Genomic DNA, 12,745 nt, shown 5'->3' on the forward strand with positions numbered 1-12,745 from the left:
ACTGGTTTCTCCCTGCGGATGTGCGACATCTAGTCGATCAGGTTAGCCGCACGCAGCGCTACGGCGATCCGCTCACGCTCGGCCTCCGTGGCGGGGCCGAACGGCTTGCGCGGCAGCCCACCGTCGCGGCCCTGAAGCTGGAGGGCGGCCTTGAGTGTGGCGGGCAGGTTGGGGCCGTCGATGGCGCGCCACACCGTGAGGATGCGCTCATGCAGTTCGAGGGCGGTCGCGTGGTCGCCCGCCTGCACCGCGTCCCACAACTCCACCGACAGTTTGGGGGTGACGGTCGGGATGGCCGCGAGCGCGCCGTGCGCACCCAGGACGAACGCCGGGTAGTGCAGGTCGTCCAGGGCAGCCAGGATGGTGAACCGGTCGCGGACCCGGTGCAGCAGGTCCGCGAGCAGGTGCATGTCGCCGCCGCTCTGCTTGACCGCGACCAGCTGGGGTACGGCGGCGAGCCGCTCGATGGTGTCCACGGGAACCAGCGCCCACGGCACCACGTTGTAGAGCACGATCGGCAGGCCGGTGGCCTCGCCCAGGAGCCGGTAGTGCTCAACGGTCTCCTCCGCCGACGGCGCGAAGACGTAGTGCACGGGGGTGACCTGGAGGGCGTCCACACCGGCTTCCTTCAGCGCCAGCGAGTACCTGATCGCCTGGGCGGTGGAGTTCTGGATCACGCCGCCGATGACCGGCACCCGGCCGCCGACCTCGTCCACCACGACCTCGCAGATCGCCCTGCTCTCCTCCAGCGACAAGGTCTGCCCCTCGCCGGTGCTGCCGCACGCGCAGATGGCGGTCACCCCGGCGTCCAGCAGGTACTTGACCTCGGCACGCAGCAGTTCGAGGTCCACCTGGTCGTTCTCGTCGAACGGGGTGACGACCGTGGAGATCATCCCGTGCAGGTCCAGGTCCTTCATGTACGTCCTCCTCGGATCGGGTAAGCGCCCTTGTCTAAAATCTAGTGTCTGATACATTAGCCGACCAGATGCGGGGGTACCACCCCGGCCCTGAGGAGAACGCGATGAACAAGCAATCGAACGCATCCCCGGGCGGCACCTCGTCGGTCCGGAGAGTCACCGTCGCCAGTGCCCTCGGCACCACGGTGGAGTACTACGACTTCACCCTGTACGCCACCACCGCGGCGCTCGTCTTCAACGACGTCTTCTTCCCGGCCGACAACGCGATGGTCGGCACGCTCGCCGCGTTCGCCACGTTCTTCGTCGGCTACCTGGCCCGCCCGCTCGGCGGGATTATCTTCGGCCACTACGGTGACCGGCTCGGCCGCAAGACCATCCTGGTCATCACCATGGTCCTGATGGGCGGCGGCACCTTCGCCGTCGGCCTGCTGCCCTCCTACGACAGCATCGGCATCTGGGCGCCCATCCTGCTCACCCTCATCCGGCTGCTGCAGGGGCTGGGCATGGGCGGCGAGTACGGCGGCGGCGTCCTCATGGCCCTGGAATACAGCCCCCGCGAACGCCAGGGCTTCTACACCTCCCTGGTGCACATCGGCACCCCCGCCGGCGTGCTGCTGCCGGTCGGCATCGTCACCGCGCTCGGCGCCTGGCTGCCCGAAGGCGCCTACGAGTCGTGGGCCTGGCGGCTGCCGTTCCTGGCGAGCATCGTGCTCATCGGGCTCGGCGTCTACATCCGTACCCACATCAGTGAGAGCCCGGAATTCGTCAAGGCCCGCGAGGACCGGCAGTCACACCGCCTGCCGGTCAAGGAGCTGTTCGCCGGCTACACCGGCCGCGTCGTCACCTCCGTCATCGCGAAGATCGCCGAAAGCGGCCTGTTCAACGTCTACTACGTGGTCGCCATCGCCTACGTCACCACCGAACTCGGCCAGCCGCGCGAACCCGTGCTCCTCGCCGTCCTGGTGGCCTGCGCGATCGAGTGCCTCACCCTGCCGATGTTCGGCGCGCTGTCGGACCGGGTCGGCCGCCGGGCCGTCTACATCGGCGGCGCGATCTTCCAGCTCGTCCTCGCCGTACCGTTCTTCCTGCTGGTCTCCACCGGCAGCCTGCCGCTGATGATCCTGGGCATGACGCTCGGCCTGGCCGTCGGGCACGGCGCCATGTACGGCGCGCAGGCCGCCCTGTTCGGCAACCTCTATCCGGTCGGCGTCCGCTACACCGGCCTGTCGGTCACCCAGCAGATCGGCGCCACCCTCGGCGGCGGCCTCGCCCCGCTGCTCGGCACCGCGCTGATCACCGCCGGCGACGGCCACTGGACCTGGGTGGCCGTCTATGCCATCGCCATCGCGGTGCTCTCCAGCCTGGCCGCCACCCGCCTCAAGGCCGGCGAAGCAGAGCGTGAGCCGGTCGGCGCGCCCGTGGTGAAAACACCGTACTGAAACTGTCATGCTGAAACGTCCGCTGACATCCGGGAGGCCAGCACCGTGACATCCGCGCACAACCCGTTCCTGCCCGCCGACGGCGATCCCGTCCCGCCGGCCCTGCGCGGCTTCGCCCGCGCGCACGCCGGGCTGGTCGAGCTGCACGAGAATCCCACCTACCTCACCGCCAGGCACCGCAACCCCGGCCGCACGGTCGGCCTGGTCTCCGGCGGCGGCTCCGGGCACGAGCCCCTGCACGCGGGATTCCTCGGCCGGGGCATGCTGGACGCGGTCGCGCCGGGCAAGGTGTTCGCCTCGCCGCACAACCGGCAGGTGTTCGAGGCCGGCAGGAAGGTCGCCGGCCCCGACGGGGTGATCCACATCGTCAAGAACTACACCGGCGACCGGATCAACTTCGGCATCGCCGCGGAACGGCTCCGACACGACGGCATCGAGGTGCGCCGCGTACTGGTCGACGACGACCTGGCCACCGAGTCCGACCAGACCGCCACCGGCCGCCGCGGCACCGGCGCCACCATCGTCGTGGAGAAACTGCTCGGCGCCGCCGCCGACTCCGGCCTCGGCCTGGACGAGCTCGCCGGCCTCGGCGCCCGCTTCGCCGGCGCCTCACGCAGCCTCGCCGTCGCCGCCCGCGCGCACACCTCGCTGCACACCGGCCGGCCCTCCTTCGACCTGGAGCCGGGACAGATCGAGTACGGCGTCGGCATCCACGGCGAACGCGCCGCGCAGTCGATCGCCAGGCCGCCCACCGAGAAGCTGGTCGAGACGATGCTCGACCGGCTCATGGAGGGCCTGCCGGACGGCCCCGACGAGGTCGTCGCCGTCGTCAACGGCCTCGGCGGCACCACCCAGCTCGAACTGTACGGCCTGTACGACCTCGTGGCCGCCGGGCTGGAACACCGTGGCCTCGCCCTGGTCGACGCCCTGGTCGGTACGTTCGTGCCCGCGCTCGACATGGCCGGCTTCTCCCTGACGATCACCCGCCTGCGGCCGGAGTGGAGGGCCTGGTGGGCCGCTCCCACGATCACCCCGGCCTTCCCCGCGCGCAGCACACAGGAGGACGTTCACTGATGGCTCTCAACGAGGAGGACATCCTGCGCCGGTACGCGGCAGCCGCCGAAGCCGCGCACGCCGAGCTCACCGAACTCGATCAGCTCAGCGGCGACGGCGACTTCGGCGACAACCTCAGGAACGGCCTGCGCGACGCCGTGTCGGCGTACGAGAAATCGGGCGGTTCGGCGCTGCGCGTGCTCGGCGAGGTCTTCCTGGACGAGGTGGGCGGCACCAGCGGCCCCCTGCTCGGCCTGCTGTTCACCGAGATCGCCCGCGCACACGAGGAGCCGGCGACCGCCCGCGCGCAGGGGGAGCAGGCGACCACCCGCGAGCACGAAGAGCAGGTGACCGCCCACGCGCAGGAGGAGCCGGCGACCGACCCGGCCGCCGCGTGGGCCGCGGGCACCGCCGCCGGCCTGGCCGCCATCCAGCGGGTCGGTGAGGCCGCGGTCGGTGACCGTACCCTCGTCGATGCCCTGGCACCCGCGGTCGAGGCGCTGCGGCGAGGGGGCGAGAACGTGTTCTCAGCCGCCGCGGAGGCGGCGGGGGACGGTGCCGCGCGTACCGCGGAGATGCGCGCCCGGATGGGCCGGGCCAGCTACGTCGGCGACCGGGCCAAGGGCGCGCCCGACCCCGGCGCCATGGGCGTCGCGCTGCTGTTCTGGGTGGTCGCGACCGTCGCGGACCCGCGGGCGGACCTGCGGCCGCCACTCGCCTCCGTGTAGCTGCCCTCCTTGTCACGCTTCACCGCGAAGCTGACCGATATTCAGGAAGTCAGTAGAGCATTACTTTCCCGGCGCGCGTTGCCGGAAGAGGCTGGAGGGGCACGCTACGACGCAGGTGAGCATCCCGCAGGGAGGATGGCGTGGCGACACCCGCAGCCCAGAACGTACCGTTCCTCGATGTCCTGGACCCCGCGTTCGACTTCGAGGCCCCGGAGGTCTACGCAGCGCAGGCGGAGAGCTGGTACGCCAACAGCCCCTTCGGCCTGCTCGTGCTCCGCTACGAAGAGGCCAACGACCTACTGCGCGACCGCAGGCTGAACCACAACGGCCGGCGCTACCTGGAGACGAACGGCATCACCGGCGGCCCGATCTACGACTGGTTCGTGCCGATGATCGTCAACCATGACGGCGAGGAGCACCGCCGTCTGCGCGGCCTGTCGAACAAGGCGTTCACCGCCCGCCGGATGGCCCTGCTGCGGCCGTTCATCCGCGAGCAGGCCGAGCGGCTCACCGCCCGCCTGGACGACGGCGGCATGCACGACTTCGTCACCGAGTTCGGCATCCGGCTGCCGCTCGCGGTCATGTGCAAGCTGCTCGGCGTGCGGCCCGAGGACTACGACCACTTCGGCACCTGGACCGCCGACCTCGGCCTGGTCTTCGGCCTGTCGGGCGGCGACGACGTCACGGCCCGGCTGGAGAACGCGGTCAACGGCCTGAACGACTACGCCGACCGGCTGATCGACGACAAGATCGCCCGGCCGGCCGACGACCTCAGCTCCGACCTGGTCGCGGCCCACCAGGCCGGCGACGATCAGGTCAGCCGGGACGAACTACGCAACCTCCTGGTCACCCTCGTGTTCGCCGCCCACGACACGACCCGCCACCAGCTCGCCAACGCCATGATCGCCTTCTCGCGGCACCCCGAACAGTGGACGCTGCTCAGCCGGCAGCCGGAGCTCACGCCGCAGGCCGTCGAAGAGGTGATGCGCTGGCAACCCTCGACGGGCAGCGTCTACCGCTTCGCCGCCGAGGACTTCGACTACAAGGGGCTCGCGGTCGAGAAGGGGACGTACCTCACCATGTGCGTGAAGGCCGCGCAACGGGATCCCCGGGCGTACAAGAACGCCGATCTTTTCGACATCACCGCAGTCAGGGACGTGCCCCCGCTGCAGTTCGGCGCGGGCCCCCACCACTGCCTGGGCGCCGCCCTGGCCCGCGTCGAGGTCGGCGAGGCCCTGTCCGTCCTGACCACCCGCCTGGGCCCGCCCTCCGTGACGGGACCGATAACCGGGCCAGGCCCACTCGGAATCCAGGGCCCCGACGCACTCCAACTGCACTTCGGCTGATCCCACGGCCTGCGCCGCCCCGTGCCGTTCAACCGGCTTGTTTCTCGGCTCGCCGAGCCAACAGCAGGCCGATGGCCATGCCTACCCCACAGAGCACGAACGGCCACCCGTACGGGCGGCGCGGGGCCCATTGATCGAAAGAGATCGCGATGCCGGACAACAGAACGGCTGCGGCGAGAACCCAACTCGCGACACGAACGACCCGGCGAGACAGGCGCGCGGACGGCCGCCAGGCAAGCACGAGCGCCATGAGCAGGCCGGGCCAGGCGAAGACGACGTAACTCCAGCCGGAGACCTCATCACCGGCGGCCTCACCGATGAGGGCATGCCTGAGCGGGCCGTCGAGAACCAGGCTGAGCAGCGAGACCGGGAAGGCCAGAATCATCATCAGGACCCAGCCGTACATATAGCCGCCCAACTGCCCACCGACCGTTGCCCAAGTCAGGGCTACGACGGCGGCCACATACGACAGGATCGTGAGCGTCACCGGGCCGCGAGTAGATTTCGGGCTGTGTTTCAGGAGGTGGGTCATGTGCCCCCTTCATGACGTGGTACGCATTCGCCGAAGCGAAGCCCAGTGAAAGGTGCGGTGTGGTTGGCGGTTCTGATGGTAATGCTAATTTGGTGGGCCTGATCGGCTGAGTCCCGCGATCGGACTTGCCATTTGCTACTGTCGCTCGCGGTCGCGAACCTCGATATCGAGCTTTCTGCTGCGGTTCGCGAAGCCTGTCAAACTATCACTCGGCAAGGGAGAACGGTCTCCGTGTACACAATTCTTGACCCCTATTGGGCCGGCCTCGTCGTGCGGTCGGTGTAGGCATGTCGCATTTTCCGACGCCGCCGTGTCTTCCTGGCCGGGCGGGCATTGTCGTGGTGGGTGGCGGCATGGCCGGGCTTGAACTGGCTGGTCAGCTGCAGCGGTCAGGGGCCGGTGAGGTGCTTGTGATCGAGTCCGGGTCGGGCCTTGAGTCTCGCCACGTGTCGCAGTCTTACCCGGAGCGGCGCGCCGGCGAAGTGGTCTTACGGCCGGAACGTGATCGGTACTTCTTTCGTGGCTGGGAACCTGTGGGGTCGCCGCACTTCGCCGGTGGGTCCGGGCTTCGGCGTCGGTTGGGCGGGCGGTCGCTCTACTGGTGGGGGATCGTGTTGCCGATGGATCCCTGGGCGCTGAGTGAGCCGTGGTGGCCGGCGGCCGTCATCGCGGACCTCACGGGGAGTTGGCGCGGTGGGGCGTCGCTTTACGCCCAGGTCGCGGAGGATCTGGGCACCCCGGGCGCGGCACGTTCGCCCGGTGATGCCGGTGCGGTCGCTCCCGCGTTCCGGCTGGCTGGCCTGGACTTTTACCCGGTGCCGAGGGCGGTTCGGGACAGCGGGAGGCGCTGGAGTGCCTATTCGCCGTTGGACTATTGGCGCGATCCTGTCACGGCGAGCCCGATTCGTGCCTTGGACGGGGTCACCATCGCCTGTCAGCACACGGTTGAGCGGGTGCTACTGCGTGACGGGCGGGCCGCTGGTGTCCGGGTTGTCCGGGCCGGGGAGACCGATCCCGTCGACATTCGGGCGGATGCGGTGGTGCTCGCCGCGGGCACGATCGAGAACAGCCGGCTCGTCCTGCGGTCGCGCGTTAACGGCGGGACCGAGCGGCGGCGGCTGAGCGGTCTCAGCGACCACATCGTGCAGGGGTTCACCCTGACCCTGCCGGCCGGCGCGGTGGATCCCGCCGCGGCGCTGCCCACCGGTCACTTCGTCGCCCCCGGCGACGACGAGCACCGCTCGAACCTGTTCCTCAGCATCGGGGAACTCGCGGCCGGCTCGGTGCGCATCGAGGTCAGCACGATGGGCGAGCAACTGCCGAACGAGCGCAGCTTCGTCGAACACCGGAGTGCGCCGGACGGCACGACCAGCGTACATGTGGGAGCGGCCCTGGCGGAGGCCGACGAAGCGCTGGTCACGGAGCAGCAGCGGCGGCTCGGCGACCTCTGGCGCTCCCTCGGCCCCCGGTACGGGACACCGGCCACGCCGCTGGTCTTCGGCGGGCTGGGCACCTGGCGACCGCTGTCAGGCGACCTGGTCACCTATGCGTCCGCGCTGGGGACCGTCAATCACGAGGGCTGCACCATCCGCCTGGGCGACGGGCTGACCGAGCGACACGAGGTCGTTGATCTGCCCGGTTTGTACGTGCTCGGGCCCGCGACCTTCCCGCGCCTGGGTGCGGCCAACCCCTCGCTGACCACCCTGGCGCTGTCCAGGCGGCTCGCCGGCATTCTGGCCGGCCCGCCCTGGGAGGGCATCGGGATCGCCTGACCGACCTCGGACGATCAGGGGTGAGTACGCCGGAAGAAGCATTTCGGTGGCCATCCACCTGGGAATTCTGTTGGCCGTTCGGCGGGACATACTCCGGATATACCGGCTGTCGCTATCTTCGAGTGTGAATCGCGCAACGGAAGGGCGCGAGTAAAACAGGCTGCGCTGCTCGCTTTGTCGGCGGGCAGGTGGACAACGCAGGCCACAATTCTTGGCCGGTTTTATTGCAACGTGCTCTTGTTGCGCGCTCATGAGAGGTGTCGTGGACGTTTCCGTTGTAACGGCGATACACAATCGCGGTGTCGCCGCACGAAATGTTCTCCGCAGTTTGGCGGGTCAGACTCTTCCCCCGGAATCGTTCGAGGTGGTGTTCGTCGACGACGGTTCGGAACGGCCGCTGGCGGAGGAGCTCGCCGAAGAGCTGGCGGCCCTGGCGCCGACGTTCAAGCTCCGTTTCCTCCGGCACGACACGGCGAAAGGCGTGCAGGAGGCGAGAAACGCCGGAGCCGCGCAGGCCGAGGGCGACGTGCTCGTCTTCCTCGACGCCGACTGCCTGGCGCACCCCGGGTTGCTGCGCGCCCACCTGGACGCGCACGCCGGGCGCCAGGTGGCGGTGTGCGGTTACACGAGCGTGCGTGAACTCACTCCAGCCGGTTGGCGGCTGCAGCTGGGCGACGACTGGGACTTCGGCGATCCGGCCGGCGTCGCCGACCGGATGGACCGTACGCCGCTGCTTCACGATCCGTTGTGCGAACTGCTGGCCGATCCGCGGCCGAGCGACTGGGCCTTCTTCTGGACCCACAACGTGAGCATGCCCCGCTGGGCTTTCGAGCAGGTGGGCGGGTTCAGCAGCGAGTTCCCCGCCAAGGGCGTCGAGGACATCGAGATGGGGTACCGGCTCGCACGCGCGGGTCTTCCGACCGTCTTCGCGGCGGCGGCGAAGGCGGTGCATCAGCCCCATGACCGGCTTCGCGGGCGAGACATCGTCCAGGACCGGCACAACGAGCAGATCCTGGTGCGGATGTATCCGACGCTGGAGGTCGAAGCGGTCTGCAGCTATGACATCGTGCGCTCGCGCGAACTCGTACCGGCGATCGAGCGGTTCGCCCGGACGCTGGATCCCGCCACGTCGGACTGCGCGCGGCTCGATGAGCTTCCCGGGGTGCGCGCGCAGGTCGCCACTACCGCCGGGAACGTCCTGGTATTGGGAGATCCGGCGGGCTGGCCGGCCGGTCTCAGGCCGCCGGACGTGGTCTGTTTTCCTGGGGACGCACGGAAACTGCCCGGGGCTGGCCGGGGAACCTCATGGTTGCCGCTTCTCGGCACGCGCGTTCCGTACCCGGATGATCATTTCGAGCTCGGGCTGGTGACCGACTACTGGCGCAACTTCCCCGAGCGCACGCTCAGCCGGATCCTGTCGGAGTTGTGCCGCACCTGCCGCGACGTGGTGCTGCTGTCCGGCGTCAGCGCCGCGCCGCCGCGGCGGCCCGATCCCGCGCTGGCGGCGGCACTCGACGCGCACGACCACCCCTACTGGGAGTTCACGGTACGGCTCCGGCGCGAACTGCACGAGTTCGAGATCGTCGAGCGGGAGCGTACGGGCGCCACGGCGGCCTTCGACCTGCGTGAACGGCCCTGGGAGGTCTCGGACCTGCGCACGGCGATCAGCGCTCCGCCGGCACGAGGCCCCGCGCACGGGGGTGCGTGACGTGGAGCCCGCACGTGACCCCCGATTCGATGAGCTCAAGTTCGCCAACCGCGACCGCAACATCGCGGAGTTCGAGGAACGTGCCACCGTACTGAGCAGCCTGCCGCGGGTGTTGTTCCTCGAACTGACCGAGAACTGCAACCTGTCGTGCGCGATGTGCCGCTCGGGCGGCCCGTTCGACCGTTCGCGCAACATGTCCATGGAGCTGTTCGACCAGGTCGCCGAGAAGTTGTTCCCCACCGCGGAGATCGTGGACCTGCGGGGATGGGGCGAGAGCACCGTACTGAAGCGCTTCCCGGAATTCGTGGACCGGGCGATCGGGTACGGCTGCCGGGTCCGGCTGGTGACGAACCTGTCGGTGACGAACGAGCGGATGTGGCGCCGGCTGGTGCGGCAGGGCGTGAGCATCACCGTCTCGCTGGACGCGGCGAGCGCCGAGACGTTCGCCGCGCTGCGCGGCGGCGCCCGGCTGGAGGCGGTCCTGCGCAACCTGGAGGCGATCGTCGACGAGTCGGCCCGGCTGGGGACCGGCACGGACGCCATTGTGCTGAACGTCGTGGTGCAGAGCCAGGCCCTCGCGGAGCTGGCGGACATCGTGGCCCTGGGTGAACGATTCGGGGTGCGGGTCAACCTGAATGTGGTGAGCCTGGAGGCGGACGATCCCGGGAATCTCCGGTTCCACCGCGCGGCGCTGGCCGACGCCCTGCACGACACGGCGGCGGCCGCGGCGGCCGGCGGCGTCGAGGTGCAGCTGAACACCGCGCTCGACCCGGACTGGGCGGACCCGTTACACGCCGACAAGACCTGCACGCACCCGTGGATGTACTTCTACGTCAACTACCGCGGACAGACCGGCTTCTGCGACCACCTGATCGGCGCGCCCGGCACCCGTTACCTGATCGGGGACCTGCGCCGATCCGGCTTCGAGGAGATCTGGAACGGGCCGCGTTACCAGCGGCTCCGGGCCGAGCACGCCGCCGGCGCGGGGCGGATCTCGGACGACTTCGAGGAATGCCGATGGTGCTACCGCAACAGGTACACCGACTTCGACGAGGAGACCTATCCGCCCTACGCCCGGCACCGGGTGCTGCTGAGCCCCGCCCACTGTGCCGCGTTCGTGCCGGCCAGGTCCGGCGAGGCGCCCGTCCCGAGCAGGCGGCGACTACCCCTGGCAGGTGAATAGATGAGCACGCAGCCGCTTCCTGAGCCGATCCCGCACCGGCCCGTCTGGCCGGAGATCGACGATCTCAGCGTGCAGGCGATCCAGGCCGCGTTGCTGAGCGGACGACTGGCGGTCAGCGGGCCTCCGAGCCGCTGGCCGTCGCGGAACGTGATGGCGGCCGAAGCGCTGGCCGGGCTGGCCCGTCGCCGCCACGCCACCCTTACGGCCAGCGGTTCCAGTGCGATCGTGATCGCGTTGCAGGCGGCGGACGTCGGTCCTGGCGACGTGGTGCTGCTGCCCGCCACGACGTGGGTGGCGTGTGCCACCGCCGTGTTGCGGGTCGGCGCGGTTCCCGCGTTCTTCGACGGCACCGCCGAGTCTCCCTGCCTGGTCGGTCACAGCCCGGTGGACTCGCCCCGGGCGGTGCTCGGTGTTCATCTCTACGCGCAGCAGTGTGACGTCGCGGCGCTTCGCCGCCGTTTTCCCGACGCCGTCCTGATCGAGGACGCCTCCCATGCCCAGCTTGCCGAGACCGCCGGGGGGAGGGTGGCGGGCTCGCTTGGCGACATCAGCATCATGAGCACCCAGGCGACCAAGATCCTCGCGGCCGGGGAGGGCGGTGTGGTGCTGACCGATGACGACGAGCTGGCCGCACGGATCGAGTCGCTGATGATGGATTCGCGCCGGAGGCTGCCCGGGTCGGCGCCGGGCCTGCTCAATGAGCCCGAGCGGGAGTTGGGCTTGCTCAACGAGCTCGAACCCGCGGGGCGGCAGCATGGAGCCAACCACGCCATGTCCGAGGTGTCGGCGGCGTTGTTGCTGGACCAGCTTGCCCGGTTACCTGACCAGGCGCGGCGTCGCGCCACAGGGCTGGCGTGCCTGCTCGAACGGCTGGCCGGCACCGACTGGCAGGCGTTCGCGGATGAGGGCGCGCGACGTTCCGGCAATTTCTACGGAGTCGCGGTGCGGTTGCCCGAGCATGAGACCGACGCGGGCGATCTCGTCGCGAAGGTGGGCCGCGAGACCGGGATCGTGCTCGACCGCGTCTATCCGCCGATGCCGGAAGGGCCGCTGTATCGGCCGGCGACGGTGAAGCAGTACGCCGGGCTCGGGGAGCTGGCCGGTCCGCTGGAGCGGGCCCGGCACTGGCACGACCGGCACGTCGTGATCCCGCACCACCTCTTCCTGGCCGGCGAACCCACCCTGGACGCCCTGGCCACGGTGATGACAGGGGAGACACGTAGGACCAGGACCGTGCCGCGGCGACGTCCGCTCGTCGAGGTGGTGGTCGTGACCCGGGGGGAGCGCCCGCGGTTGCTCGCGGCGGCGCTGGAGAGCGTGGCGGCCCAGCGCGACCTGGACGCCGACATCTCGGTGACCGTGTGGCACGACAAGGGGGCCGGCGCTCCGGGCGCGGTCCTGCTGCCGTCCGAGCGCGACGAGGGAGCCGGTGCTACGGGCACCCTTGAGCTCGATGGCGTTCGCCTCACGACGGTCGGTCACTCGGGTGCTGTCCCCGCCGAACCGTGGACGCGGGTGGCCACGTTGCGGCAGTTCGCCGTCGATCGCCGGATCGGCGACTACCTCACCTTTCTCGACGACGACAACACCTGGGCGCCCGACCATCTGGCCGCTCTGCTGGCGCTGGCCAGGCGTGGCTATCCGGCGGTCCACTCCTGGCGCCGCATGATCGACGCGGACGGGAACCCGGTCCTGGTCGATCGTTTCCCGTGGTTGCCACCGGGGGACAAGGCCATCCAGCGGCTCGCCGAGCTCGCCTCGGCGGGCATGATGTCCGCGGACAGCAGCGTGATCAGGGACGCCGTCCGCCGCCCGGACGGTGGCGTGGGCATGGTCGACATGGGCGAGTGGCTCTTCGACTCCAAGGTCCTGCCGTTGCTGCGCATCGCCACACCGCGCTCGGCCGCCGAGGTGGAGGAGCGCATCGGCGAGGACGACCTCCTCCTGCGGCAGATCGTCCGGCTCGGCATCCCGACCGCGTCCACCCAGCGGGAGACGCTCCGCTACCGCCTCGGCGGCATGTCCAACCCGGAGATGGTGACGAGATGAGCGCCGAGCGAGCAGGCG

The 12,745-nt window shown here is 69.9% G+C and carries 10 protein-coding genes; 8 read left to right on the forward strand and 2 right to left on the reverse strand.

Annotation, left to right across the window (positions count from 1 at the left end; genetic code table 11):
* Positions 1-29: 29 nt before the first annotated feature.
* Positions 30-917, reverse strand: a complete 888-nt coding sequence (locus tag AB0I81_RS25200; protein ID WP_360660780.1) for a dihydrodipicolinate synthase family protein — start codon at positions 915-917, stop codon at positions 30-32.
* A gap of 104 nt (positions 918-1,021) precedes the next feature.
* Between AB0I81_RS25200 and AB0I81_RS25205 the strand changes: the two genes are divergently transcribed.
* The 4 genes from AB0I81_RS25205 to AB0I81_RS25220 all read left to right on the forward strand — a co-directional run bounded on the left by AB0I81_RS25205 (position 1,022) and on the right by AB0I81_RS25220 (position 5,483).
* Positions 1,022-2,356, forward strand: coding sequence for an MFS transporter (locus AB0I81_RS25205; RefSeq protein WP_360660783.1), 1,335 nt, complete (start codon positions 1,022-1,024; stop codon positions 2,354-2,356).
* A gap of 45 nt (positions 2,357-2,401) precedes the next feature.
* Complete coding sequence (locus AB0I81_RS25210) at positions 2,402-3,430, forward strand: dihydroxyacetone kinase subunit DhaK (RefSeq protein ID WP_360660786.1); 1,029 nt, start codon at positions 2,402-2,404, stop codon at positions 3,428-3,430.
* Positions 3,430-4,137 (forward strand): DAK2 domain-containing protein, encoded by a 708-nt coding sequence (locus AB0I81_RS25215; RefSeq protein WP_360660788.1) that lies wholly within the window; start codon positions 3,430-3,432, stop codon positions 4,135-4,137. Before AB0I81_RS25210 ends, AB0I81_RS25215 begins: the two co-directional genes overlap by 1 nt.
* A gap of 140 nt (positions 4,138-4,277) precedes the next feature.
* Complete coding sequence (locus AB0I81_RS25220) at positions 4,278-5,483, forward strand: cytochrome P450 (protein ID WP_360660791.1); 1,206 nt, start codon at positions 4,278-4,280, stop codon at positions 5,481-5,483.
* A gap of 28 nt (positions 5,484-5,511) precedes the next feature.
* On the opposite strand, the gene AB0I81_RS25225 is transcribed toward AB0I81_RS25220, so the two are convergent.
* Entirely contained in the window at positions 5,512-6,015 is a 504-nt protein-coding gene (locus AB0I81_RS25225; protein ID WP_360660794.1) for a hypothetical protein, read from the reverse strand.
* A 620-nt stretch (positions 6,016-6,635) separates the two neighbouring features.
* On the opposite strand from AB0I81_RS25225, the gene AB0I81_RS25230 reads away from it, so the two are divergent.
* From AB0I81_RS25230 to AB0I81_RS25245, 4 genes are all read left to right on the forward strand, one after another.
* Entirely contained in the window at positions 6,636-7,787 is a 1,152-nt protein-coding gene (locus AB0I81_RS25230) for a GMC oxidoreductase (RefSeq protein WP_360660796.1), read from the forward strand.
* 250 nt (positions 7,788-8,037) lie between these two features.
* Complete coding sequence (locus tag AB0I81_RS25235) at positions 8,038-9,495, forward strand: glycosyltransferase family 2 protein (protein WP_360660799.1); 1,458 nt, start codon at positions 8,038-8,040, stop codon at positions 9,493-9,495.
* A 1-nt stretch (position 9,496) separates the two neighbouring features.
* Positions 9,497-10,678 carry a radical SAM protein gene (locus AB0I81_RS25240; RefSeq protein ID WP_360660802.1) on the forward strand — a complete coding sequence of 394 codons (1,182 nt, stop codon included), beginning with the start codon at positions 9,497-9,499 and terminating at the stop codon, positions 10,676-10,678.
* A complete protein-coding gene (locus AB0I81_RS25245; protein ID WP_360660806.1) occupies positions 10,679-12,727 on the forward strand; it encodes a DegT/DnrJ/EryC1/StrS family aminotransferase in 2,049 nt (682 codons plus the stop codon).
* Positions 12,728-12,745: the final 18 nt, after the last annotated feature.

The sequence above is a fragment of the Nonomuraea sp. NPDC050404 genome (assembly GCF_040655495.1).
Taxonomy (GTDB): Bacteria; Actinomycetota; Actinomycetes; order Streptosporangiales; family Streptosporangiaceae; genus Nonomuraea.

What these genes read in the sequence shown, in the direction of transcription:
- AB0I81_RS25235 (WP_360660799.1), top strand. Translation starts at nt 8,038, where the DNA reads ATGAGAGGTGTCGTGGACGTTTCCGTTGTAACGGCGATACACAATCGC.
- AB0I81_RS25230 (WP_360660796.1), top strand. Translation starts at nt 6,636, where the DNA reads ATGGATCCCTGGGCGCTGAGTGAGCCGTGGTGGCCGGCGGCCGTCATC.
- AB0I81_RS25200 (WP_360660780.1), bottom strand. Translation starts at nt 917, where the DNA reads ATGAAGGACCTGGACCTGCACGGGATGATCTCCACGGTCGTCACCCCG.
- AB0I81_RS25205 (WP_360660783.1), top strand. Translation starts at nt 1,022, where the DNA reads ATGAACAAGCAATCGAACGCATCCCCGGGCGGCACCTCGTCGGTCCGG.
- AB0I81_RS25225 (WP_360660794.1), bottom strand. Translation starts at nt 6,015, where the DNA reads ATGACCCACCTCCTGAAACACAGCCCGAAATCTACTCGCGGCCCGGTG.
- AB0I81_RS25245 (WP_360660806.1), top strand. Translation starts at nt 10,679, where the DNA reads ATGAGCACGCAGCCGCTTCCTGAGCCGATCCCGCACCGGCCCGTCTGG.
- AB0I81_RS25215 (WP_360660788.1), top strand. Translation starts at nt 3,430, where the DNA reads ATGGCTCTCAACGAGGAGGACATCCTGCGCCGGTACGCGGCAGCCGCC.